23 protein-coding genes, 4 tRNA genes and 1 other RNA gene are annotated in these 23,835 nt (G+C 37.6%); 10 read left to right on the forward strand and 18 right to left on the reverse strand.

What is annotated here, in order from left to right; translation table 11 throughout:
• The first annotated feature begins 66 nt into the window (after positions 1-66).
• The 8 genes from rpsF (at position 67) to CCON33237_RS06770 (ending at position 3,528) form a co-directional block, all read left to right on the forward strand.
• Positions 67-486 (forward strand): 30S ribosomal protein S6, encoded by a 420-nt coding sequence (rpsF, locus tag CCON33237_RS06735; protein WP_054196940.1) that lies wholly within the window; start codon positions 67-69, stop codon positions 484-486.
• 13 nt (positions 487-499) lie between these two features.
• Positions 500-1,057, forward strand: coding sequence for a single-stranded DNA-binding protein (locus tag CCON33237_RS06740; protein WP_054196941.1), 558 nt, complete (start codon positions 500-502; stop codon positions 1,055-1,057).
• A gap of 15 nt (positions 1,058-1,072) precedes the next feature.
• Positions 1,073-1,333: a 30S ribosomal protein S18 gene (rpsR, locus tag CCON33237_RS06745; RefSeq protein WP_021091467.1), complete on the forward strand. Its 261-nt coding sequence runs from the start codon at positions 1,073-1,075 to the stop codon at positions 1,331-1,333.
• Positions 1,334-1,899: 566 nt separating this feature from the next.
• Positions 1,900-1,975, forward strand: a tRNA-Lys gene (locus tag CCON33237_RS06750).
• A 13-nt stretch (positions 1,976-1,988) separates the two neighbouring features.
• A tRNA-Glu gene (locus tag CCON33237_RS06755) sits at positions 1,989-2,064 on the forward strand.
• 18 nt (positions 2,065-2,082) lie between these two features.
• Positions 2,083-2,158, forward strand: a tRNA-Val gene (locus CCON33237_RS06760).
• Between the two features lie 8 nt (positions 2,159-2,166).
• A tRNA-Asp gene (locus tag CCON33237_RS06765) sits at positions 2,167-2,243 on the forward strand.
• A gap of 265 nt (positions 2,244-2,508) precedes the next feature.
• Positions 2,509-3,528, forward strand: coding sequence for a bifunctional 3,4-dihydroxy-2-butanone 4-phosphate synthase/GTP cyclohydrolase II (locus CCON33237_RS06770; RefSeq protein ID WP_054196942.1), 1,020 nt, complete (start codon positions 2,509-2,511; stop codon positions 3,526-3,528).
• Between the two features lie 47 nt (positions 3,529-3,575).
• Here the strand turns inward: CCON33237_RS06770 and panB are convergent, their stop codons facing one another.
• The gene (gene panB / locus CCON33237_RS06775) at positions 3,576-4,385 is read right to left on the reverse strand and encodes a 3-methyl-2-oxobutanoate hydroxymethyltransferase (protein ID WP_054196943.1); all 810 of its coding nucleotides are present in this window, start codon (positions 4,383-4,385) and stop codon (positions 3,576-3,578) included.
• 86 nt (positions 4,386-4,471) lie between these two features.
• Here panB and CCON33237_RS06780 point away from each other — a divergent pair, with 86 nt between their 5' ends.
• Positions 4,472-4,876 (forward strand): histidine phosphotransferase, encoded by a 405-nt coding sequence (locus tag CCON33237_RS06780; RefSeq protein WP_035167557.1) that lies wholly within the window; start codon positions 4,472-4,474, stop codon positions 4,874-4,876.
• 26 nt (positions 4,877-4,902) lie between these two features.
• Positions 4,903-5,261: a transfer-messenger RNA gene (gene ssrA, locus CCON33237_RS09355) on the forward strand.
• Positions 5,262-5,304: 43 nt separating this feature from the next.
• On the opposite strand, the gene CCON33237_RS09665 is transcribed toward ssrA, so the two are convergent.
• The 17 genes from CCON33237_RS09665 to galU form a co-directional block, all read right to left on the reverse strand.
• Positions 5,305-5,484, reverse strand: a complete 180-nt coding sequence (locus CCON33237_RS09665) for a hypothetical protein (protein WP_169748880.1) — start codon at positions 5,482-5,484, stop codon at positions 5,305-5,307.
• A 60-nt stretch (positions 5,485-5,544) separates the two neighbouring features.
• On the reverse strand, positions 5,545-6,192 hold the full coding sequence (locus CCON33237_RS06785) for a cache domain-containing protein (protein WP_169748881.1): 648 nt from the start codon (positions 6,190-6,192) through the stop codon (positions 5,545-5,547).
• A complete protein-coding gene (locus CCON33237_RS06790; RefSeq protein WP_054196944.1) occupies positions 6,185-6,556 on the reverse strand; it encodes an HIT family protein in 372 nt (123 codons plus the stop codon). The genes CCON33237_RS06785 and CCON33237_RS06790 overlap by 8 nt, the downstream gene beginning before the upstream one ends.
• 18 nt (positions 6,557-6,574) lie before the next feature.
• The gene (locus CCON33237_RS06795) at positions 6,575-7,615 is read right to left on the reverse strand and encodes an AI-2E family transporter (RefSeq protein WP_054196945.1); all 1,041 of its coding nucleotides are present in this window, start codon (positions 7,613-7,615) and stop codon (positions 6,575-6,577) included.
• A 216-nt stretch (positions 7,616-7,831) separates the two neighbouring features.
• Positions 7,832-8,911: a hypothetical protein gene (locus tag CCON33237_RS06800; protein WP_054196946.1), complete on the reverse strand. Its 1,080-nt coding sequence runs from the start codon at positions 8,909-8,911 to the stop codon at positions 7,832-7,834.
• 23 nt (positions 8,912-8,934) lie between these two features.
• Positions 8,935-9,945 (reverse strand): Holliday junction branch migration DNA helicase RuvB, encoded by a 1,011-nt coding sequence (ruvB, locus tag CCON33237_RS06805; RefSeq protein WP_054196947.1) that lies wholly within the window; start codon positions 9,943-9,945, stop codon positions 8,935-8,937.
• Positions 9,946-9,994: 49 nt separating this feature from the next.
• Complete coding sequence (locus tag CCON33237_RS06810) at positions 9,995-11,101, reverse strand: sensor histidine kinase (protein WP_054196948.1); 1,107 nt, start codon at positions 11,099-11,101, stop codon at positions 9,995-9,997.
• Positions 11,085-11,753: a response regulator transcription factor gene (locus CCON33237_RS06815; RefSeq protein ID WP_054196949.1), complete on the reverse strand. Its 669-nt coding sequence runs from the start codon at positions 11,751-11,753 to the stop codon at positions 11,085-11,087. Before CCON33237_RS06815 ends, CCON33237_RS06810 begins: the two co-directional genes overlap by 17 nt.
• Positions 11,754-11,843: 90 nt before the next feature.
• Positions 11,844-12,779: an NrfD/PsrC family molybdoenzyme membrane anchor subunit gene (gene nrfD, locus CCON33237_RS06820; protein WP_054196950.1), complete on the reverse strand. Its 936-nt coding sequence runs from the start codon at positions 12,777-12,779 to the stop codon at positions 11,844-11,846.
• Positions 12,772-13,335, reverse strand: coding sequence for a 4Fe-4S dicluster domain-containing protein (locus tag CCON33237_RS06825; RefSeq protein ID WP_054196951.1), 564 nt, complete (start codon positions 13,333-13,335; stop codon positions 12,772-12,774). Before CCON33237_RS06825 ends, nrfD begins: the two co-directional genes overlap by 8 nt.
• 9 nt (positions 13,336-13,344) lie before the next feature.
• Positions 13,345-15,618, reverse strand: coding sequence for a thiosulfate reductase PhsA (gene phsA, locus CCON33237_RS06830; protein ID WP_054196952.1), 2,274 nt, complete (start codon positions 15,616-15,618; stop codon positions 13,345-13,347).
• A gap of 294 nt (positions 15,619-15,912) precedes the next feature.
• The gene (locus CCON33237_RS06835; protein WP_054196953.1) at positions 15,913-17,400 is read right to left on the reverse strand and encodes an anaerobic C4-dicarboxylate transporter; all 1,488 of its coding nucleotides are present in this window, start codon (positions 17,398-17,400) and stop codon (positions 15,913-15,915) included.
• A gap of 91 nt (positions 17,401-17,491) precedes the next feature.
• Positions 17,492-18,892 (reverse strand): aspartate ammonia-lyase, encoded by a 1,401-nt coding sequence (locus CCON33237_RS06840; protein ID WP_054196954.1) that lies wholly within the window; start codon positions 18,890-18,892, stop codon positions 17,492-17,494.
• 660 nt (positions 18,893-19,552) lie between these two features.
• Positions 19,553-21,142, reverse strand: a complete 1,590-nt coding sequence (locus CCON33237_RS06845; protein WP_054196955.1) for an ABC-F family ATP-binding cassette domain-containing protein — start codon at positions 21,140-21,142, stop codon at positions 19,553-19,555.
• A 60-nt stretch (positions 21,143-21,202) separates the two neighbouring features.
• A complete protein-coding gene (locus tag CCON33237_RS06850; protein WP_054196956.1) occupies positions 21,203-21,748 on the reverse strand; it encodes a DUF1287 domain-containing protein in 546 nt (181 codons plus the stop codon).
• Positions 21,749-21,751: 3 nt separating this feature from the next.
• Positions 21,752-22,972 carry a glucose-6-phosphate isomerase gene (locus tag CCON33237_RS06855; protein ID WP_054196957.1) on the reverse strand — a complete coding sequence of 407 codons (1,221 nt, stop codon included), beginning with the start codon at positions 22,970-22,972 and terminating at the stop codon, positions 21,752-21,754.
• Positions 22,969-23,790 carry a UTP--glucose-1-phosphate uridylyltransferase GalU gene (galU, locus tag CCON33237_RS06860; protein ID WP_009294249.1) on the reverse strand — a complete coding sequence of 274 codons (822 nt, stop codon included), beginning with the start codon at positions 23,788-23,790 and terminating at the stop codon, positions 22,969-22,971. The genes CCON33237_RS06855 and galU overlap by 4 nt, the downstream gene beginning before the upstream one ends.
• Positions 23,791-23,835 lie beyond the last annotated feature (45 nt).

Consider the following 23,835-nt stretch of genomic DNA (forward strand, 5'->3'; position numbering starts at 1 on the left):
AATCCACCCTTGCTTAAAGCAAAATCCTTGCTCACAAAGTGAGCTAAATATCCATAAGGAGAAGAAATGAAACATTACGAGCTTTTATTTATTCTTAAGCCGACACTAACGGAAGAGGAAGTTAAAGCTAAAGTTGACTTCGTAAAAGAAGTTATAACAAAAAACGGCGGCGAGATCGCTACTGTCGTTGAGATGGGCACTAGAAAGTTAGCCTATGCCATCAAAAAATATGAACGTGGAACATACTTTGTTATCTACTACAAAGCACCACCAGCACTTCTTGCAGAGCTTACAAGAAACGTAAGAATTACTGAAGATATCATAAGATTTTTAAGCGTTAAATATGAAAATAAACGCGAAATCGCAGCCTGGGAAAGACTTTGCAAAGGTATCAAACAAACTATCAAAAAAGAGACTCGTGAGCCAAGAGCACCGCGTGAGCCAAGAGTTGAAAAAGTAGACGAGCAAACTTTTACAGAAGAATAATCAAGGATAAAAAATGTTCAATAAAGTAGTACTGGTTGGAAATTTAACAAGAGATATCGAGCTAAGATACACTACTAGTGGATCTGCTATAGGAAATTCCGGTATTGCTGTTACTAGAAAATTTAATACTAACGGCGAAAAACGTGAAGAGACATGCTTTATTGACATATCATTCTTTGGCAAATCAGCTGAGATAGCAAATCAATATTTAAGCAAAGGCTCCAAACTTTTGGTTGAAGGAAGATTAAAATTTGATCAATGGACCGACAACAATGGACAAAACCGTTCAAAGCACTCAATCGTAGTTGAAAATATGGAGATGCTTGGCGGAAATAGCGGAGCTAATGGACAAAATCAAGGTGGATTTAATCAAAATAGTTCGTACTCACAACAACGAAATAATGGTTCAAATAATAGCTATGACAATGGTGGATATCAAAATTCAGCACCACAAAGACAGCAAATGCAACCACAAAATAAAAAAGTACAAGAAGAGTACTATGAGGAGAAAATCCCTGATATAAACATTGACGCCGATAATTTTGATGGCGACAACGAAATACCGTTTTAATTTAAAGGATAGAAAATGGCAGAAAAAAGAAAATATTCACGTAAATATTGCAAATTTACAGAAGCAAAAATTGATTTTATAGACTATAAAGATACTTCTCTTTTAAAGTATTGTTTATCAGAAAGATTTAAAATTATGCCAAGACGTTTAACTGGCACATCAAAAAGACATCAAGAGATGGTAGAAAAAGCGATCAAAAGAGCTCGTCATGCAGCTATCATACCTTACATAGTAGATCGCAAAGATGTAGTTTCAAATCCTTTTGATGGACTATAATTATTAAACTATTAAGCCCCTATTAACGGGGTTTAATCCTAATCTTAAATATCCTAGATTCATGTTCTTATAGATTTTTTTATTTATTGACTGCAGTTTAAAATATTTTTCAAGCACTATCTATAATTTTGGTTTAACTTACACGAGGCAATTAGAATTTATTCAGGTGGACATCTCAAATATATGCTGTCTTTAAATAACTCTATAGCATCAATTTATTAGTTCAAAATAATTTATTTAGCCATATATACAATCAATATCGTTGATCTATATTATTCACAATTTTTACCACGAATCACGCATCATCTATCGTATAGCAATAGCTGTCCACATAATGCTAAAAGACAAGGTACTTAAATGTAAATAAACTTTATTCAATAAATCCAATATTCATCCATTTGGTGTTCATATATCTTACAAGTGGTATTTATCATGTATTTTTCAAATCAACTGATACCAAACCAACCTAACCATGCAACAATGTTAACTAAAAACAAATTTTAAGCATCCTTTTCTTGACATGCAATAATGTTTTTTGTATAATCTCAATTCTTTTTTAAATAAATGTCTTGCTAGCTCAGTCGGTAGAGCATCTCACTTTTAATGAGGGGGCCGTTGGTTCGAATCCAACGCAGGACACCATTTTTGGGTTTATGACCCTTTCGTCTAGTGGCTCAGGACTCTACTTTCTCTGTGTAGAAACAGAGGTTCAAATCCTCTAAGGGTCGCCAGATATTTTTTAAATTTTAGGTCGCTTAGCTCAGTTGGTAGAGCGCCACCCTTACAAGGTGGATGTCATAAGTTCGAGTCTTATAGCGACCACCATTTTAGGTGCAGCGGTAGTTCAGTTGGTTAGAATGCCGCCCTGTCACGGCGGAGGTCGCGGGTTCGAGCCCCGTCCGCTGCGCCATCTTTTATTCTTTGACTTTTATTTTACCTAATTACTGAAATTCTTAAAAATAGTGTATTTTATTAAAATTTATGCTTTAAAAATTTATACATAAGACAAATTAAAAAATAAAATCTAAGTTATCACCACTAAATCGCATATATTTAAAAATAAATCTTTTACTAAAATTTCTAAATAATTGATACAAGATAAATCAAAATTAATATTTTTATCTCTAAGTTATCAAAAAATCAATATAATCGTAAAAATTTAATAAGGGAAATTTATGGCATTTGAAAATGTATTAAAAGCGATTGAAGATATAAAAAATGGCAAAATGGTAATTATGGTCGATGACGAGGACCGTGAGAATGAAGGAGACTTGGTCTTTTCAGCGGCAAGCAGCGATATGCAAAAGGTAAATTTTGCAATCACTCATGCAAAAGGTGTACTTTGCCTTGCAATGGATGAAGCAAACGCAAAAAGACTTGATTTGCCGCTAATGGTTTCTAAAAATACATCTAGTCACGAAACCGCATTTACTGTCACAATTGACGCAAAGGAAGCAACGACAGGCGTAAGTGCTTATGAGCGAGATATGACGATTAGACTTGCTGCTAGTATTGATTCAGTGCCTGAAAATTTTGTAAGGCCTGGGCATATATTTCCGCTTATTGCAAAAAAAGGCGGCGTCCTCGTTCGTACAGGTCACACTGAAGGATCAGTTGATCTTTGCAAACTTGCTGGCGTTAGTCCAATGGCAGCGATTTGCGAGATCGTAAAAGAAGATGGCACAATGGCAAGACGTGATTATTTGGAAGAATTCTGTAAAAAATTTGACCTAAATATGATAAGCGTTTCTGAATTAGTAGAATACAGACTTAGTCACGAAAGCTTAATAGAAGTTTCGCCCGCAAAGAGTGTAAAAATCTGTGGTTTTGAAGCAAAAAGATATGACATAAAAGATCACGAAAATAAAAACCACGCTGCCTATATTTTCGGGGAGATAAAAGCGCAAACTAATGTAAAATTTCAAAAAATAAGCAAAGACCATGAGCTTTTAAGCGGAGATAAATTTGATAATTTATTAAAGTCGTTGGATTTTTTAAGTAAAAATGGCGGAGTGTTGCTATTTTTAGACAGCAATAAAAGCGATGCAAGCTCACAAAAAGATTATGGCATTGGGGCACAAATTTTAAAGTATTTTGGTATAAGCGAAATTGAGCTTTTAAGCTCAAATAAAAATAAAGAATTTGTAAGCTTAGCAGGCTTTGGTCTTGATATAAAAGGCTATAAAGAAATTTAAATAGATAGCCTTTTGACGCTTTTTATTTAACGCGGATATTGATCATCCTAATAGCAAAATTCTTCACTTGGAAAAATTTTGCCTTTTACATCATTTGCGTAGGATTGCACACTCTTTCTTACAATATCCGCTCCATCAAGATAGCGTTTTACAAATTTTGGTTTAAAGTCTTCAAAAAACCCAAGCATATCAGACCACACAAGCACTTGCCCATCGACATTTACCCCAGATCCGATACCAATAACTGGTACATGAACTTGCTTTGTTATCTCACTAGCCACGCCACTCATCGTACCCTCAAGCAAGATACCAAATGCTCCAGCTTGCTCAAACGCCAAAGCCTCTTCAATTAGTTTTTTTGCCTCGATCTCACTTCTGCCTTTTATCTTATAGCCACCTTCAAATTTATAAAACTGAGGCTTTAAGCCAATGTGAGCCATAACGTTTATACCCTCTTCACAAAGGCGCTTCACTAAATTTACTTGATGCATGCCAACTTCGAGCTTTACCGCATCGGCATTTGTCTGTTTGAAAAATTTCATCGCATTTTTTATCGCTTGCTTTTCATTTGTGTAGCTGCCAAATGGCATATCAGCCATGATAAAAGTATTTTTAGCTCCGTTACAAACGGCCTTTGTATGATAAAGCATGGTATTCATGTCCGCACCTATCGTGCTTTCTTGCATATTAAAACTCATATTTAAGCTATCGCCAACCAAAATAATATCAGCATAATCATCAAAAAGCTTGGCAAATAACGCATCATAGGCGGTTATCATTACAATAGACTCAATGCCTTTTTTGTTTTTTATATCATTTATGCTTAGTTTTTTCTTCTGAGTTTTTTCATTTTTCATTGCAAGCTCCAAGGATTTTTAGCTAAAAGGCTAACAATTTTATCAAATTTTTGCTACAATTACGCCAATTTCTTAAGGACATAAAAATGGGTATATTAAAAAGGCTTGAAATAGATTACTCTTATGATATAGTTGAAGAATTTTTATCTCACTATGCTTTAATGTGCGATTTACTCGAGCCTTTGATAATAAATTTAGGAAGAGCTGATAAATATAAAGATAGCATCCTAGAGCTTACTAGGATTTTTCATAATATTAAATCAGCAGCAGGATTCATGCATCTTGATCCGATTTTAAAGCTTACAACTTTAGCCGAAGAAATCACACAAGAGGCAAGAAGCCTAAAAGGGCCAGCAAATGATAAATTTATAGATTGGTTGCTACTTATTAGCGATCAGTTTAATAAATATAAAGATGACGTCGAGAACGATTTTGAATATTTTAGCGTTCTTGAGCCAAAAATCATTGATGTGCCTGCAAAACTTAACTAAATAATTCACTAACCATTTTATTTTTTGGGAGCGACTTGGCTTCGACAGGAGCAGAGTGTATACGGTGGCACGTCGCTTTGAGCAAAGCGTAAAAAGCTCAAATTAAATTTAAACGCAAACAACGTTAATTTCGCTCCTGCTTACGCTAAAGCTGCGTAAGTTCAGTTGAGCCTTGCTTAGTCTAATTCTAGCTAGGACAAAAGCAAGTAATTTAGCTAGAGTAGGCTCGCAAAGTGACTGCTTGCTAGCTGAAATTTTAGTCTTAGTCTAAATTTTGGTTTTGGAAAGTGAGCCTTTTTAGATGAAATTTTCACTTTTGCTAAGCGTGTAGAGGCTGTATGCATTTTGTTTTTGGACAGGGGTTCGATCCCCCTCGCTTCCACCATTTTTATCTAAAATACAAATAATTTTTTATTAAATAGATTAAATTAAAAGAGTTCTTCTGACTCAAAATAATTTTGTGAAATATTTCGCTCTTTTTCATTTGTATTTACATGAAGCACATAATAGCCTATCTGTGTGTTGCTAGCGTCTATTAATGGTACCACGCAAAAGTAGTGCGTTTTATAAACGTAAAATTCATATTCTTTAAAATTAATATCACGCAAAAAACCTACTATATTTAAATTTGCACTACTTAAATTTTCGATGTAATAATCATTTAAAATTTAATCACTTGGAATGCTTTTACGTGATGGCATCTTGTCTTTAGCTAAAAGAACAAATAGATCAATTCCTTGCTTTTTAAAATAATTTCCAAGTGAGTCAAAATTTAACAAAACCTCGATGTTGCCAATAATTTTACCATCACGTATTACGTTTGAGACAGCCCTTATATGCGTTCCAGCATACCACGCCTCGATGCCAACCATGGGCTTGTTTTGATGCCTTGACTCTTGCACTAAAAACCTACTACTAGCGATCATATCGCCATATCTGTTTAGATCACAACTCCTTACATAGCTTTTTAGATCTTTATCATAAATGTGAAGCTTAATGTTGTTATACATCGATGCTGCGCCAAGGGTTTTGGTTAAATTTTCGATATTTTTTATACATTCATCGCGACTTTGCCCTAGCAAGCACATTTGTATAGACTCATTTTGAGCAAGCAAGATAGAGATCGCCATTGATGAAAATTTCTCATCATCTATGCTTTTATTAAGCTGTTTTACCTGGTAATCAAAAAAGACTCGCATATTATTTTGCATCTTTTCAGCCATATAAGAGCTATAAAGAAAGTAAAAAAGCCCTCCAAGTACTATAATAAAGATAAAAACGATATAGACATTAAGATATTTTTTATATTTATTCAAAACTAGCCCTTAACTTTTCTTCTAAAAATTTTGCAAATTTATCAAATTCTGGCAACGCAAGCTCGCTTTTTCTTTTTGAATTAGCCCAAACGCTATCTGGGAAAAATGCGTCATCACTAAATCTAGCAATAACATGAATATGCACGTGTGGCACGTAGTTACCAAAACTAGCGATATTTATCTTAGTTGGTTTATAAAACTTAAGCATAGCTTTTTCAGCTACCAGCATAGCTTCAAAAAGTCTAGCCCTACTCTTTTCATCACAATCGCTTAACTCACGAAATGGCTTAACTGTAAAAATTTTTATCCATGGAAGCTCATTTTCTTCACGCTCAACTCTTATAAATTTATCTTCATAAATCATTTTTATTCCTAAATATTTTTATACAAAATTTCTCTCTCTTAAAAGCGTATAAAGCTTAATAGTCGAGATAAAAAATGTTACGATCGCTGGTCCAAGGATCACACCCCAAAAACCAAATGTCGTAATACCTGCAAGCATCGCAAAGAAAATAAGAAGCTCATTTATTTTTGTCGGTATTTTAACTAGCTTTGAGTTTATAAATTTAATAACAAGTGGCTTTAGGAGTGTGTCCGCAGCAAAAGATATCACTACGATCGTGTAAATTGCGATAGTTATCGCTGCTGCTATGTTGCCATTTGCAAACTCATAAATGCTAATAGGTCCCCATGCCAAAATACCGCCAACAACTGGGATTAGTGAAGCAAAGCTAAAAAAGATGCCAGTTAGCACGCCGTCATAGCCGTAAAAGCTTGTGACAATAGCAAATAAAAAGCCTTGTATTATCATATTTGCGATGGTTGAGTAAAAAACTACACTCATCACGTTGCCAACTTCACTTAAAATAGACTCTGTATCATCTTGCTTTAGAGGAAGTGCATATTTTAGATAGCTGATTAGTTCATTGCCGTAAAGATTGCAAAAGAAGAAAAAGACCAAGATAATGATCATATCAACGCCAAATTTAAGGCTTAACTTACCTAGACTTGCAAGATTTGTCGCAAGTTGAGAAAAAAGCATTTTAATATCAAGTCCGCCGATAAATTCTTTTATCTTTGGCTCTAAAAAATTTATCGACTCAGGCATCCTAAAATCATAATTTTTTATAAATTCGATAGTCTTTGTGACATTGTTTATATCAAAGCCAGCCGCGTATTTTGCGATCTCAACTACCGCATAAAGAAGTGGAGCGATAAATAAACAAAGAAGCACAGACGTGGTAAGCGCCGATGAAAGCGTCTTGCGGTTTTTAGTGAGCGATAAAAATGCGATTTGGACATTTGAAACCGCGACAGCAAGCAGTGCTGCGATAAAAATATCAAGCAGATATGGTTTAAAAAGATAGACCACCAAAGCCAAAGCACAAAATACAAAAATTCCAAAAAATAGTCTATTGTTCATCTTGCTCCCTTAAAATGGGGTAATTATAGCAAATTTATCAAAGCTGCTCATTTGCTTCCCAAATTTGCTCAAGCTCTTTGCCATCAAGCTTGCAAAGCTAGCAAGTGTGGCTAGGCCTTTGACATTTCTAGCATGCTACTGACGCTTAGTAAATTTAGATAAATTTATAGTTTTACGCAAAATTTCTAGCTCAAAAGCTCCTACAAATTTAGCCTTTTACGTGCACTGAAAATTTGCCCCGACGATCTCGCATTCATCACAGATTTGAACATATATAGTTCCCTCGCCCTCTACTAGACTTCCAAGAGGAATTCGTGCTAGATATTTCATGCTTTTGCTACATTTTGGACATTTTAAATGCTCAGCATCTTGCTCCCACTGCGGATATCCACCAAGCAAAATTTCGCTATCTATCATATACGAGTAGTGAGCGCAAACCTCGCTGGCTAGCTCGAAATTTTGCCCATCAAGAGTCGTCACAGCATCTCTTAAATAGTCCTCACTCTCGCCCTCGCCCACTATCTCTGTTTGCACGCTATTGCCGTCATTTTGGCAAAAATACTGCACCAAGCCAACGCATGTTGGGCAAAATTTAAGCACAGTGTCATTTTTAAGCTCTAGTCCAAGTCGCTTTAAGCTCTCTTTTTTGATGGTAAATTTCATCATCTCACCGCTACAAAATTTACATTTTTCATCGTTTAGTGCTTTAAATTTAATGCTTGCGTCTACGTTTTGGCTTGGCCCACATGTAAAACACCTACCAAAAACTAGGCTTCTTCTCTTACCACTCTCATCAAAGCTCCAGCCAGCAACCTGAGCGTATGCATCAGTATCGACGTGAAGCTTTGCCTTCCAAGGCTTTGGCGCATTATAGAGCTTAAAAAATAGCTCCCTCACCACCTCATCGCCCTGCCAGGCAAGCGCACAAAGGATGTGATTTATTTTTACCGTGTTTTCAGCGCCATTTAGACTATTTATGAGCTCATCTCTCACGTCAGTTGGGGCGTTTTTATAAATTTCAAATGGGTAGTACTCGCCCTGCTTGGTCACTTCTCTTATTATCTGCTCGTCGCAAATGCCGTGCAGGTAGAAAATATAGACAAGATCGCTATAAATTTCATCATATTTGCCTATCTCGTCTGTGTGAGCTAGGACATTTTTTAGCTTTTGCTTAATCTCAGCCTCGCTTAAACCTTGATAAAACTCCAGCTTCTCTTTTTGCCTGCAATCATAGCAGATCCCATCAAAGTAAATCGTCCTTTGCTTGCACTTAGGACAAAGATGTGGCTCGCCCATTTTTGCTCCAAATTTAAATTTTGCTACTCAAAAAGCCCTTTTTCGATGTCAATCTTGACATTAAAGGTCTCAAAGCACTTCGCACTTGCGATCCTGCCCTTTGCAGTGCGCTCGATAAAGCCATTTGCAAGCAGATATGGCTCGATGACGTCCTCAACCGTGCCCTCGTCCTCGCTAAGTGCCGCTGCGATCGTGCTAAGCCCCATAGGACGGCGCCTTGCTTGCATCAAAATTTCTAAATACCTAATATCCATCTCATCAAATCCAAGCGAATTTACACCAAGTGCATTAAGCCCCTCTTTTGCACGCTCGTGACTGATGATTTGCTCGTCATTTACCTCGGCAAAGTCGCGAATCCGCTTTAATAGCCTAAGAGCGATCCTAGGTGTGGCACGTGAGCGTTTGGCGATCTCAAGTGAGGCGTTTTTGTCGCACTCTTTGCCAAGTTTGACAGAGGCTATCTGCACGATACGGCTTAGCTCGCTACTTGTGTAAAACTGCAGCCTAAAGTCCATCCCAAAGCGGTCTCTTAAAGGCGCTGAGATCATACCAGCACGCGTCGTTGCACCAATCAGCGTAAATTTTGGCAGATCTATCTTGATGGTCTGAGCAGCCGGCCCTGAGCCGATTATAATATCAAGCCTAAAGTCCTCCATTGCAGGATAGAGCACCTCTTCAATGGCTGGGCTTAGACGGTGGATCTCGTCGATAAAAAGCACGTCGCCCTCTTGTAAATTTGTAAGGATCGCCGCCAGGTCGCCACTTTTTTCTATCATCGGTGCCGCAGTCATTTTGATACTTACGCCCATTTCGTTTGCGATGATGTGAGCAAGGGTGGTTTTACCAAGTCCTGGAGGGCCGTAAAATAGCACGTGGTCTAGGCACTCATTTCGCTTTTTGGCTGCTTTTATAAAGACATCTAAATTTTGTTTTATCTTTTCTTGGCCGATGTAGTCTTCAAATTTTGTCGGTCTAAGCGAGACTTCAAAGTCATTTTCAAAGCTTACTTTTTCGATTTCAACGATTCTATCCAAAGTTTTTCCTTCTAAATTTAAGGCTTCATTTTACGCTTTTATGCTTAATTTAAGCTCGTTTAAATTTATAGTAAAAGGTGCTGCCCTCGCCGTAGACACTATCAACGCCGTATAAAATGCCATGTTTTTGGCAAATTTCACTTACGATATTTAGCCCAAGTCCAAAGCCGCCTTGGATTTCATCCTCTCTAACGTAGCGCTTCCAGACCTTTTTGACGTCCTTTATCCCCTTGCCAAAGTCTTGCACACTAAGCTTTATGCGCTCATTCTCAAAGCTTAAATTTATTAGTATCTCGCTCTCTTTTGGGCTGTATTTTATGGCGTTTATGATGGTGTTATCGATGATGCGTTGAGCTTCAACTCTGCTTAGCATAGTGCATGCATCGTCTTCTAAATTTGTCTTTACCACGATGTGCTTAACATCAGCCACGCTTGAGAGAAATTTCACTCGTTCTATTATGTATTCGCCTAAATTTAGCCGCTCAAGTGGGAATTTTATATAGCCTCGCTTTATGAAGTATTCGACATCTTCGTAGGTTATTTGCATCTGTTTTAGGGCATTTTTGATGCGAGTTATATACTTGTTTTCAAGTCCAAGCATCTCAAGGTTCATGCCAGCTACGCCAAGTGGGGTCTTTAGCTCGTGCATGGCGTCATTAAAGAAGTTGTTCATATACTTTTGAAACTCTTTATAGGGCTTAACGCTGCTTAGATATAAAAAATATACGATAAAAAGCACCGCTACAAGGATGACAAGGAGCATAAGTGCCGCTAGAAATATGTTTTTTTCATTATCAAGCTCTTTTTCAACGACAATATAATAAGGCGTTTTATCCTTTATAAAAAAGCTTTTATAAAACAAGAAGCCATTTTCTTCAAGTGTTACAAATTTAAAGTTGCTTGGCTGCTTGGAGAGATTTGAAATAATTGGATTAAAATTTACATCATAGATCGCAAATTTATAATTTAAAGAAGGAGTTATATTTTCATTTTTTAAAAACGAATTTTTGATAATAGTTTCATGCTTCATCGCACCAAAAAGAGCTTTTGAAGTGCTATTTTTTTGGCTTAAATTTAAGATCACAAAGCTTTGAAAACAAAAAAGCGACATTATGACAAATGTCGCTATGATCTGGATCTTAAAGCTCTTGTGCATCTATCTTGTAGCCTATACGCCTCTTTGAAGTGATAAAGTCACTAGTTGTTTTGTTTCTTATCTTTAAAACATGCATTCTGATATCAGCGCCTTCTATTTCTTTGTCATTCCAGACAAGATCTCTTAGCTCTTCCATGCTGACGTAAGAATTTAGATGTGAAACTAGACACTCAACAAGTGCGACTTCTTTTGCACTAAGATCGACCATTTTGCCGTTTTTAAATAGTGCACGCTTATTTAGATTAAAGCTAAACTCGTCATTGATCTTTACTATGTTTTTATCGTCAGTTCCATAGTATTTTCTCATAAGCTCAGCTACTCTAAATTTAAGCTCAGCAAGCTCAAATGGCTTTTTTAGGTATTCATTACAGCCAAGCTCGTAGCCAATCGCCATATCGCCTATATCAACTAAAGATGTTGTTATCATGATAGGAGCGTTTGGATTTAAACTCCTTATGTACTTGATAACCTCATGTCCATTTACGCCAGGGACTTTTATATCAAGTATAAAAAGATGATAGAAATTTTTCTCTATCAGATCACACGCCTCTTGGCCATCGCTCACTGCTGTAACTTCATAACCAAGCGTCTGCAAAAACTCACAGACGCTTTCTTGAAACCCTAAATCATCTTCTAAAAGCAAAATTTTCAAATCTCTCTCCTAAAAAATAAGTTTTATTAAGATTTAGCCCTATTGTAATATTTAATAGGTAAATTCAAAATTAAAATTATTTTTTAAGTATTAAATAAAAATTTGCCCCGCATAGACAATGTAACACCTTAGCAAAAAGACGCCACATATTACGAATAATGCGTTGATCACGGCAAATTCACGTTTAAAATCATGCGCCTTTAAAACGCTTAAGTCTAAAATGATAGGCAAAGCCATACCAAGACCTATGACGCCGATATAAAACATCAGCCCAAGTGAATTTGCGCTAAGTGCGTTTGCTACGGTATCTGCACCACTTGCACTTGCACCTTTTACAACCATAAAAAGAGCAACTATTAGCAAAAACTCGACTATTATCGCTAAAAAGTCAAATTTTAATAAAAAGTGTGCAGTTTGGTTTTGTGCTCTCTTTTCATCTTTTAGCACGCCAAGAAGCAATGTAAAAGCACCAGCACAGCTTAAGCCAGAAACTAAGAATAATAGTGGCAAAACTGGCGTGTTCCAAAGTGCGATCTTGTGAGCTGCGCTTAACAAAAAGCCCGTATATGCGCCAACGCCGATGCCTAAGATGAAAAGTAAAACTCCAAGCAAACCTGAAAGCTTGCTAGCTAAATTTGCAAGTGCGTCAAAAAGTGAAATTTTAAGCATTGCTATCTCATTTTTAAACGCACCAATCGCGTATATAACGCTAAGAGGCGTATAAACTAGAAGCAGCGCAACGCCTATTGACATAACTGAGTCAAAGTTGTAAAGCAAGAGTATCCAGTAAAAGCTAAGCGGCTTACCAAGATCAAGCACCAAAAGAGCAAGTCCAAGGATGATCGCCACTGGAGCGATAAGAGCGGCTGCTTTAAAGTAGTAGTTGTCCTTGCCAAATTTATTTGAGATGAGCACAGCAACGATGCTAGCACCCGCACTAAGTCCTGCTAAAAATAGATAAAAAGCTATCGGCCAGCCCCAGTAAATTTCTGTGTATTGAGCTAGGCTTCCTGACATGTTATTCATGGTGTGCTCCTTTTATATTTGCGATCATCGCAAGTGAAGGTTTTGTGTTTAACTCCGCTTTTGGCAAGTAGTATTTGCTCTCTTTTAGTTTCTTTGAAATTTTAGAGTTTTCATCATTTACGTCGCCAAAAGTTAGGGCATTTGTAGGGCAGACGCTAACGCAAGCTGGCTCTTTGCCCTCTTCTAGCCTACTCTCATAGCAAAATGTGCATTTGCCTATCTCGCCATCTGGTAAGACGTAGCGAGCGTCGTATGGACAGGCTAGGATGCAGTATTTACAACTAACGCAAATTCTATGATCAAGCAGCGTCACGCCATCAGCAGTTTTAAAGCTAGCTCCAGTTGGACAAACCTCAACACAAGGTGCATCTTCGCACATAACACAGCTTTGACGTAAAAAGTCAGTCTTTAAATTTGGAAATGTCCCACTCATCTTTGCATGCACCTGCAAGCGGTAAAGTCCCCTTGGCACGTTGTTTGCACTTCTGCAAGCTACCGAGCAGCCTTGGCAGCCGATGCATAAATTTTCATCATGTATCATCATATATTTTTTCATTTTCTATCCTTACGCTTTACTTATGCTAACGCCAACATTTGTAACCATAGTCGCAGCCACTGGACCCTCAGCTGGATCAAGAAGCACGCTTGTGTTAAGCCCCACGTGATCTATACTCTTAAGGCCTGGCGTGATGTGTCCAAAGCCGTGATAGATAAAGAGCGTATCTTCTCTAATGCCCTCAGTCACCATAAGCTTGCCCTTTTGCTCGCCAAATTTATTTTTGACTAAGACCGTGTCGCCGTCACGTAAATTTTGCTTTTTAGCTGTGTTTGGATTGATCCAGATAGGGCTATCACTCATGAGGTCATTTAAAAATGGCACTGCCTGAGTGTGGCCGTTGGTATGGACAGGCGTTTTGCCGCAAGTTAAGCAAAGCTCGTGTCCGTCAAATGTGTCCATATCTTTGTCATTTAGCGCGCCATATCCTGCAAACTGCGCCTCGACATCAGGCAGATATAGCTCTATCTTGCCGCTTTTTGTTTTAAGCTTAGCCATATCGTCCATTAGGCCATTTTCTCCTACAAATTTAGCAGCTACTGGATATTTAGCGATAAATTTATCTATCATACCTTTTTCTCTAAACAAAATTCCCGGTTCATCCCACGTGATAAAGCCATCTTTTTCTAGTGCGGCAAGTAAATTTACATCTCCGCCAGCTTGCTGCATCCTAAACTCGCTTATGTCATTCCAAGTGTAAAGCTCATCTATCTTCATGCGGCGTGCTAGCTCTCTAAAGATAAATGCCCCATCTTTCGTGTCACCAACTGGATCAACGACTTTATTTCTTATCATATAAGCTGGTTTTAGACCTGACTTGTCCTCTATGCCCTCGTCGCGCTCTAGGTAGCTGCTCTCAGGCAAGATGACATCAGCAAAGGTCGCCATATCGTTTAGATAGACATCGCTTACTACGATGAGCTCGAGCTTCTTCATCGCCTCTATGCTCTTCATCGTCTCAGCTACGTTTATGAGGTGGTTAAAGCGGATGTTAAACCAACCTTTTATGGCATAAGGCTTCTCGTTTAAGATAGCGTTATCTATATCCATCAAAACGCCATGTTTTCTGTTTACAAATTTATGCGCTCCAGCCTCGCCAGCAAAGTCTAGTCTAGTGACTTTTGGCACTTTAAATTTCTCATCTGGGTTTTTAAGAACTGGAAATTTATCCTCGCCAACTAGCTTGTTAAAGGTCTTTGCATTTTTGCCACCAAAAAGACCGCCCTTAACCTCCCAGTTGCCCATCATCGCATTTGCAACCATGATGGCTTTTGTCCTCATGTATTCAGCTCTTGTGGTGGTTGTCTTGTGACCAAAGTCGATGATAACTCTTGGAGCAGCTTTGTAAATTTCATCAGCTATTCTTCTTACGTCGCTTGCTTTTATGCCTGTGATGCTCTCTTGCCACTCAGGTGTTTTGCCCTCGACGCTCTTTACGATCTCGTCAAAGCCGATTGTAAATTTCTCAATAAATTCTTTATCGTAAGTGCCATTTTGTATCCAAGTGTTGATGAGCGCTAGCACAAAAGCAAGGTCAGTGCCAGGTTTAACTGGTAGCCACTCATCAGCTTTTGCAGCTACAACGCTAAATCTTGGCTCAAGCACAAGTAGCTTTGTATCCTTGCTAGCTGCAAATTTAGCAAGCTTTTTAGCATCAGCTATGACGATACCCTCAAAGAGGTTGTGGCCAAAATTTACAACGTATTTTGCATTTGCAAAGTCTCTTTTTAGCTTAGCGATGCCATACATCTGCTCGCAGACCATTTGATAGGTGATCGGACAGCATGAAAAGTGTGAAAAGCAGTTTGGCGAGCCATAAGCTGAGGCAAAATTTACCATCAACTTGTGCGTTTGCGAACTTTTACAGGTAAATACAAAGCTTTCAGGGCCATATTTTTGTTTGATATCTTGCATTTTTGTCGCAACATAATCAAGCGCCTCGTCCCAGCTAACTTCACGCCATTTATTTTCGCCTCTCTCACCAACCCTGATCAAAGGCTTTTTGACTCTATGTTCGTCATAAAGCTGACTAAAACCAGAGCCACCTCTTGCACAAAGCGAAGTCGCCGTACCGCCAGCTTTTGGATTACCGCTTAAGAAGCAAATTTTATTATCAACGACCTTTGCTTCGATAGGGCATCTTGAAGAGCACATCTCGCAAAAGCTACGGACGTACTTCTCATCTTGCTTTGCAGCATTTTCTAAAGCACCACCCGGTAAGGACGATGCAACCATACTAACTCCAGCACCGAATTTTAAAAATTCTCGTCTATTTAAGCTCATCTTTCTCCCTTTAAAAGATATTTGCCTTTAGTTATTCTAGTATTTAAAGTTGAAAATAAAATTAAATTTTACTTAATATTTATATTTAGATTTTTAGTTTTAAAAAATGAGCATTCTAATATCAAAATAAGTAAAATTCTAAAAATGATAAATTTAATTAGTATAATTTTTAACGCAATCTTATAAAAATTTTGAATATAAAATTTTGATTAAGGATTTTGAATAGAAATTAAAAAATTTTCAAAAGATTTAAAAAGCCGAGAGAGATCTCGGCTTAAGTTTGATTTAAAATACTTATAAAAGTATCGGAGCTATCAAAAATCCAAGTGCGACAGAAAAAGCAATAGCTAAAACACCTGGAATAAAAAAGGAGTGGTTAAATATATATTTACCTATCCTAGTTGTTCCAGTATCATCCATTTGAACGGCTCCAAGAAGTGTCGGATATGTTGGCAATACAAATAATGCTGAAACTGCAGCAAATGATGCAACTAAAATATATGCGTCACCGTTATTTGCAGCAGTTAAGCCAAGTGCGGCTATAACCGTAGGAATAAGCGCCTTTGCGGTAGCGGCTTGAGAATAAAGAAGCATACTAGCAAAAAATAGCGCAACAGCTAGCATAAATGGATAGTCTTTAACAAAATCGCCGGCAAAATTTTTGATCGCATCGGTGTGATTTACCACGAAAGTATCTCCAAGCCACGCTACACCTAACACGCAGACGCACGCAGTCATACCACTTTTAAATGTAGCTGTATTAAATAGCTTATCGACCTTGACACCACAAGTTAGTGTGATTAAAGTAGCGATAACTAGCATAAAGCTCATAATAGCGTTATCTCTAGTTAATACCAACACCTTTGTAGGCTTATCTGGATCTTCTACATATTTTACATTAGTAGTTGAGTCAGTTTTGACTTTTATATCTTTTGCGACTAGTTCATTAAATTTATCTGGACTTTTGGTCTCATAAATTTTTTCATAGCCTGTTACATAGCTTGGTTTTATCCAGCCTACGTTTTTACTAATAGCAGTAGCATATAAAACGACAGAAATAACGCCAACTAAGAATATTAAAACAGATAATTTAGCTCCTTTTGGAAGCTCTTTTTTCTCTTCGATTTTAACATCTTTGATTAGCCCTTCTTTAAGTCTTCTTTGATACTCTTTATCGCTACTTAGATCAAGATTATAAAATATATTTATAACAAGAGCTGTTAGCATACAACCAATAAAAGTTGTAGGTATCCAGATAGCTAATAGTAATGGATAGCTAATACCAAGTCCACCTAAGGCATGCTCACCAGCCATAAATACAACCGCCGCTGAAACTGGGCTTGCAGTAATAGCTATCTGACTAGCAACAACAGCTATACTAAGAGGCGCGCTAGGCTTAATATTTTGTGTCTTTGCAACTTCGGTAATAACTGGAATCATAGAAAATGCTGTGTGTCCAGTACCAGCAAATACAGTTAGCAAGTAAGTAACGACCGGGGCTAAGAAATTTATATATTTTGGATGTTTTCTTAGTATCCCTTCGGCTATTTGCACCAAATAATCAAGGCCACCAGCTACTTGCATCGCTGTAATAGCAGCTATAACGGACATAATGATTAAAATAACATCCCAAGGTATACTACCTGCTTTTAATCCAAGTCCTAAAGTTAAAACTACGACACCAATGCCACCAGCATAACCAATGGCCATACCGCCTAGTCTAACACCCAAAAATATCGCGCCAAAGAGCACGATCAACTGTAATATCAATGAAATATCCATTGAAAACTCCTCTATTAAATTTTATAACTAAAATTTTTACTTAAGCGTGTCAGAATTTTGACACGCTTTTAATAATACTTTGCTTAAATTTCTACCTAACCATGCTTGGATTTAGCATATTTTTTGGCTCTAAAATTTTATCGATCTCTTCTTTGCTTAGATAGCCTCTCTCTAGGCAGATATCACCAACTGCTTTACCAGTTTGCAAAGCTTCTTTAGCGATACTTGCAGATTTTTCATAGCCAATATATGGGTTAAATGCTGTTACGATACCAACTGAGCCTAGAACTGATTTTAAGCAAGCTTCAGGATTTGCTGTTAGTTTTCTTACAGCTTTTTCAGCTAGTGTTTTCATCGCGTTTTCAAGGATAAATATAGAGTTAAATAACGCATAAGCGATGCCTGGCTCAAATGCATTTAGCTCAAATTCGCCTCTTTCTGAGCAAAGCATGATAGTTACATCATTACCGATTACTTCATAGCACGCTTCGCCTACAACCTCAGCGATAACTGGGTTTACTTTGCCTGGCATGATTGAGCTACCTGGTTGCATTTGTGGTAAATTTATCTCGCCAAGACCGCATCTTGGGCCTGAATTCATCAAACGAAGGTCATTTGCGATTTTTGAAAGTCTAACAGCTGCAGTTTTTAACGCACCACTTACGTGAACGAAATCTGCAGTGTCTTGAGTAGCTGCGATGAAGTCATCAGCCTTTTTAAAATCAACACCAGTGATATCTTTTAACTTTTTAACAACTACATTTTTATAATCAGGGTGGCAGTTAATACCTGTACCAATCGCAGTTGCACCCATATTTAGATATGTCATTGACTCGCGTGCAGCTGTGATCTTTTCGATATCGCTTTTAATGTAGCTTGCAAATGCATTAAATGTATTTCCAAGTGTTGTAGGAACTGCATCTTCAAGCTCTGTTCTACCCATTTTAATAATATCTTTAAATTCTTTTGCTTTTTTATCAAGTTCATCTTTTAGTAGATTCATCGCAGCAAGCAAATCAGTAAGTTTTGCGTAAGTTGCTACTTTTATTGAGCTTGGGTAAGTGTCGTTTGTACTTTGTCCAAGGTTTGTATGATCGTTTGGATGGATGTATTGATACTCACCTTTTTTATGACCCATGCTCTCAAGTGCGATATTTGTAATAACCTCGTTTGCATTCATGTTTGTACTTGTTCCAGCACCACCTTGGACCATATCAACCACAAATTGATCTAAAAACTCACCAGCTATTACTCTATCAGCGGCTTTTGCTAGCGTATCAGCGATCTTAGGATCTAAAACGCCAACCTCTTTATTTGCAAGTGCAGCTGCTTTTTTGATTTGTGCAAATGCTTTTACAAAGTATGGATACTCTTTTAAAGTTCTACCGCTCATGTGAAAATTTTCGGTAGCTCTAAATGTTTGGATACCATAATAAAAATCGTCAGAGATCTCTAACTCACCAATAAAATCGTGTTCTTTTCTGGTTGCCATAACCATTCTCCTTATAAAAAATGTATTAATGAAATTATATAGATATTTAATATTTTAAATATTAATTACTACTTTATTTTTTTAAGCTTTGGCTTTTAACCTAGATAAAACGACTTTTGGAGAAAAATTTATAGTAGCTTTTAAGCTATATTTAATAATATAGCTTAGATAAATTGTTATCTTAATAATAATATCACTTTTTTATTATATAAAAAGCTCATAATTAGCTCGAATTTATTTAAATTTTTAAGTTTAAAAGATAAATATATAGAAAAATAACATAAAATAAATATTAAATCACACTTTTTATATCCAAAAATATAAAAAATAAAGTTAAATTTTATTTCTAATATTACTTTAGAAAGTAAAAACTAAGTAAATATCACCATATTGCAAAGTAAATTTATTAAATTTTTAAATAGAGCCCTTAAACTAAGAATCATAAAAATATTATTTAATAAATTTTATTTTACAAATCTTACTAATGCTTTAGAAAATTCTTATTAATTTTCTTATTTACTTATAAAGTATTTTTATTGGATATTAATAATTTTTATAAGCTATTTTTAATTTATATAGCTAGATTAATACTTGCAAGATTTTGTAGTAAATATAAATTTTAATCTTGCCCCTACAATTAGGAGCAAGAAATAACAAATTTTAGCTCTCAAGCCCCAAATTTGCTCTATACTCTTCATATGTACCTTTAAAATCAACCACTTCGCCATTGCCTTTTAGGTGTAAAATTCTATTTGAAAAAGCGTCTATTAGCTCCCTGTCATGACTCACACAGATAACTGAGCCATTAAAGTTATAAAACGCCTCGCCAAGCGCGATGATAGCCTCGAGATCAAGGTGGTTGTTTGGCTCATCCATTACAAGTAAATTTGGTCTATGAAGCATAAGCTGAGCTAGCCTTACTCGGTGTTTTTCGCCACCACTTAGCGCGCCGACTGCCTTTTCTTGCTCAGCACCGCTAAAGAGCATCCTGCCAAGGCACTTTCTGATCTCGTCGATGTCTTTATTTTTGGCATCTTGCAAATATTCATATAGCTTTAGCTCGCCCTCTATCTTATTTACCGTATCTTGCGCAAAATATCCTAGCTCGATGGTCGCACCTATATGCACCTCGCCCGCATCAGGCTTTAGCTCGCCCATTATGATCTTACAAAGCGTGCTCTTGCCAACGCCGTTGTGGCCGATAATGGCTAGCTTATCGCCCTTTTCGAGCTTAAAGTTAAAGTTTTCAAATATCACTTTATCATCAAATTTCTTACTTACGTTTTTAAGCTCTATTAGCTCATTGCCTATCTCGCGGTTTGCACGAAATAGTATGCTAGGATCGCGTCTGCTTGATACTGCGATCTCTGCTATGTCGAGCTTTTCAAGCTGTTTTGCACGAGATGTCGCCTGCTTTGCCTTGCTCGCATTTGCTGAAAATCTCGCGATAAATTTCTCCAGCTCCTCTTTCTCTTTTAGCTTCTTGTCACGCTCCATCTCATGCTGCTTTGCGATCAAATTTGCAGCCATATACCAGTCGTCGTAGTTGCCTGAAAACTCGCGAATTTTCTTAAAATCCACATCCAAAATGTTTGTGCAAACTCTATTTAAAAAGTGCCTGTCGTGGCTGATAACCACAAGTGTGCCCTCATGGCGGTTTAGCTCGTTTTCTAGCCATGCGATCGCGTCTATGTCAAGGTTGTTTGTCGGCTCGTCTAAAAACAAGATGTCTGGCTTTGGAAATAGCACCTGAGCTAGTAAAACCTTAACTTTATCTGAGTTTTCAACCTCGCTCATTAGTTTATCAAATTCATTTAACCCAAGCGAGCTTAAAATTTTTTCTATCCTAGTCTCGTACTCGTAGCTTGGGTCCTCCTCGGCACTTATCATCTCAAGCTCACTTAAGCGCTCGTTTATCTCATCAGTAAATTCCTCGCTCATATAAAGTTTTTCTTTCTCTTTGACAGCGTCGTATAAGCGTTTGTTGCCATAAAGCACCGCATCTTTTAGAGTGAAATTTTCAAATGCAAACTGATCTTGCCCAAGCACACCAACTTTTAGTCCATTTTCTATGATGATCTCGCCGCTAGTTGGCTCGATAGCTCCGCTTAAAATTTTTAAAAATGTCGATTTGCCAGCGCCATTTGCGCCGATTAGTCCGTATCTGTTGTGACGATTTAGCTTTAAATTTACATCCTCAAATAGCAAACTGCTTGCAAATCTTTGAGTAAGTCCCCTAACTTCTAACATTATTTTTCCTTGAATTTATTTTTTGCGATTTTGCCTAAAATTTGATTAAAAAGCCATTTGCTACTTTAGTCTAAAATGTCCCGTGATCTTGTAGTTATAAAGTATATTTTCTTCTTGCACGCCAGAGCCGATATTGTGGATGACAAGCGGCGTTTGGCCTTCAAATTTATCTGAGATCACGCCGATGTGAGGTAGATTTCTTGGTAGCATCCATGTGACGATATCCCCTGGCAGAAATTTATCATCACTCACCTCGAAACCTTTTCTTTTTAGATAGGTAGCGATGTTTAAAACACGCCTGTGATCGATATTTTTATCAGCCTTTTTAAGTCCCCATTTTTTAGGATAGCTTACGAAATTTATACTCATATCTTCAAAAATGAGTCTTTGCAGATCCATCTCTTGATGACGTAGCGCCCTTACCACAACGTCGGTGCAAACGCCCTTTTTGATATCCACGTCGCCCATAGGATAGGCAAGTCTTTCGTAACTTGGATCGTAACTTAGCGTCACACCGATCTGCGACCTAGCATCATTTACAAATTTACTCGCCGAAAAGGCAAAAATTTGTGTGGCAAAAAGAGCCAAAAGTAGAAATTTCTTCATTTTCTACTTTAAAAGCATAGTTTTTAAGATACGTTTTCCTATCTCAACACCTGGCTGATCGTAGGTGTTGATGCCTAGCATGATGCCAGTGGCTGAGGTTAGCAGCTCATAGTAAAAAATGAGCCAGCCAGCGTGAAACTCATCAAGCCTCTCAAGTGTGATCGTATCGACACTTATGCCCTCTTGCACCAGCGCCATAGCAGTCGCGTCGCACTGCAAATTTATAAGCTCATTTAGGCTTAGACCTGCTACAAAATCGCACTCTTCAAGCCCTTTTAGACTAAAGTTTGGAATAGTCTTGTCGCTTGCGTGATCTTTTATCTTTATAAATGTCACACTCTTATCTTTTACGCCGTCCATGATAAGCTGCAAAAAGCTGTGCTGATCGCGGCTGCCGACAAGTCCAACTGGCGTAAGGCCGACCCTTTTATAGCCTCTTTTTTTACCAAGGCTCTCCGCCCAAAGCTGCACGTACCAGTCGTTAAATTCAAAAAATCTATCGCAATAGCTAAAAATGACATTTATACTGGCATTTCTGCTAGTGGCGTAGTGGTAAGCTTTAGCGACTATGGAGCTATCTTTTTGCTCGATGTATTGCTTCTTGCAAGCAAGTGCGCCCTCCAGTAGTGCCTTTATATCATATCCGCAGATGCCAAGAGGCACAAGGCCGATCGCACTTAGCACACTAAATCTACCGCCAACGTTTTTTGGGATGTTAAAAAATTTAATGCCATTTTCTTTGGCAAAATTTTCTAAATTTGTCCCGGGATCAGTTATGATTAGGAAATTTTTACCTAAATTTTTAGGCTTAAAGTCATCAAGCAAACACTTAAAAATAGTGATCGTCTCAATCGTATTGCCAGATTTTGAGCTTATTATAAAAAGTGTCTCGTCAAAATTTAGCCCATCAAGCGTGCTTTTGTAGCTGCAAGGATCAACGTTATCTAAAAACGAAAGCTCTCTTTTTATCTCCTTTGTACTATCAAGCATTGATTTTAACGCCTTTACGCCAAGACTGCTACCGCCAATGCCAACTAGCACGACATTTTTGATATGAGCAAGACCTTTTTCATACTCCTCGATCTCGCCAAGTAAATTTTGCCCAAGCACTGGCAGATGGTAGTAGCCTATCTCGCCGCTTTCGTACTCGTCGTTTATGCGTTTGGCGTAAGAGTCGATGACATCGCTGCTTGCAAAGTTAAATTTAAATGAAGTTTCTATCATTTACTGCGCTCGTAAAAGAAATTTGTAGCCTCGACGAACCCATCGATACTGCCGCAGTCAAACCTCTTACCCTTAAATTTATAAGCCAGCACCATGCCATCTTTTGCCTGCGTTTTTAGCGCGTCTGTAATCTGAATTTCGCCGTTTTTGCCTGGTTTTGTTCGCTCTAAGATATTAAAAATATCTGGCGTTAGGATGTAGCGCCCGATTATCGCTAAATTTGTCGGAGCCTCGGCAGGATCAGGCTTTTCAACCATATCATCAACCATTATAAGATCATCTTCTATAAACCTACCGCTTACGACGCCGTAAGACTTGGTCTGCTCTTTTGGCACCTCCATCACTGCAACTACGCTGCAGCGATACTTTTCATAAATTTTAACCATCTGTGAAAGCACACCCTCGCCATTTTCATTTATGCATAGATCATCTGCCAAAATGACCCCAAATGCTTCATCTCGAACTAGCGTTTTGCCCGTATAAATGGCATGTCCAAGGCCTTTCATAGCATTTTGCCTAGTAAATGAAAATGTGCATGAGCTCATTAAATTTCTAACTTCGCTTAGCAGCGACTCTTTTGAGCTACCTGCGATCTCTTTTTCTAGCTCGTAGCTGATGTCAAAATAGTCCTCAAGCGCCCTTTTTCCGCGTCCTGTGACAAAGGCCATATTATCCATGCCAGCCTCAAGTGCCTCATCAACGCCGTAGTGAATGAGCGGTTTTGTAAGTATCGGCAACATCTCTTTTGGGAGCGATTTTGTAGCTGGCAAAAACCTCGTTCCGTATCCAGCCGCTGGAAATAGGCAAGTTTGTATCATTTTAGTCCTTCATGAAAAATTGCAAAATTCTACTATCTTTTCCTT

The sequence above is a fragment of the Campylobacter concisus genome (assembly GCF_001298465.1).
GTDB lineage: Bacteria > Campylobacterota > Campylobacteria > Campylobacterales > Campylobacteraceae > Campylobacter_A > Campylobacter_A concisus.

Bases quoted from the DNA above. Each gene is read 5' to 3' on its own strand.
- CCON33237_RS06810 (WP_054196948.1), bottom strand. From the start codon at position 11,101: ATGCACAAGAGCTTTAAGATCCAGATCATAGCGACATTTGTCATAATG.
- rpsF (WP_054196940.1), top strand. From the start codon at position 67: ATGAAACATTACGAGCTTTTATTTATTCTTAAGCCGACACTAACGGAA.
- CCON33237_RS06795 (WP_054196945.1), bottom strand. From the start codon at position 7,615: ATGAACAATAGACTATTTTTTGGAATTTTTGTATTTTGTGCTTTGGCT.
- CCON33237_RS06855 (WP_054196957.1), bottom strand. From the start codon at position 22,972: ATGATAGAAACTTCATTTAAATTTAACTTTGCAAGCAGCGATGTCATC.
- CCON33237_RS06770 (WP_054196942.1), top strand. From the start codon at position 2,509: ATGGCATTTGAAAATGTATTAAAAGCGATTGAAGATATAAAAAATGGC.
- galU (WP_009294249.1), bottom strand. From the start codon at position 23,790: ATGATACAAACTTGCCTATTTCCAGCGGCTGGATACGGAACGAGGTTT.
- CCON33237_RS06840 (WP_054196954.1), bottom strand. From the start codon at position 18,892: ATGGCAACCAGAAAAGAACACGATTTTATTGGTGAGTTAGAGATCTCT.
- CCON33237_RS06850 (WP_054196956.1), bottom strand. From the start codon at position 21,748: ATGAAGAAATTTCTACTTTTGGCTCTTTTTGCCACACAAATTTTTGCC.
- phsA (WP_054196952.1), bottom strand. From the start codon at position 15,618: ATGAGCTTAAATAGACGAGAATTTTTAAAATTCGGTGCTGGAGTTAGT.
- panB (WP_054196943.1), bottom strand. From the start codon at position 4,385: ATGAAAAATGAAAAAACTCAGAAGAAAAAACTAAGCATAAATGATATA.
- CCON33237_RS06835 (WP_054196953.1), bottom strand. From the start codon at position 17,400: ATGGATATTTCATTGATATTACAGTTGATCGTGCTCTTTGGCGCGATA.
- CCON33237_RS06825 (WP_054196951.1), bottom strand. From the start codon at position 13,335: ATGAAAAAATATATGATGATACATGATGAAAATTTATGCATCGGCTGC.
- CCON33237_RS06780 (WP_035167557.1), top strand. From the start codon at position 4,472: ATGGGTATATTAAAAAGGCTTGAAATAGATTACTCTTATGATATAGTT.
- rpsR (WP_021091467.1), top strand. From the start codon at position 1,073: ATGGCAGAAAAAAGAAAATATTCACGTAAATATTGCAAATTTACAGAA.
- CCON33237_RS06740 (WP_054196941.1), top strand. From the start codon at position 500: ATGTTCAATAAAGTAGTACTGGTTGGAAATTTAACAAGAGATATCGAG.
- nrfD (WP_054196950.1), bottom strand. From the start codon at position 12,779: ATGAATAACATGTCAGGAAGCCTAGCTCAATACACAGAAATTTACTGG.
- CCON33237_RS06790 (WP_054196944.1), bottom strand. From the start codon at position 6,556: ATGATTTATGAAGATAAATTTATAAGAGTTGAGCGTGAAGAAAATGAG.
- CCON33237_RS06845 (WP_054196955.1), bottom strand. From the start codon at position 21,142: ATGTTAGAAGTTAGGGGACTTACTCAAAGATTTGCAAGCAGTTTGCTA.
- CCON33237_RS06800 (WP_054196946.1), bottom strand. From the start codon at position 8,911: ATGGGCGAGCCACATCTTTGTCCTAAGTGCAAGCAAAGGACGATTTAC.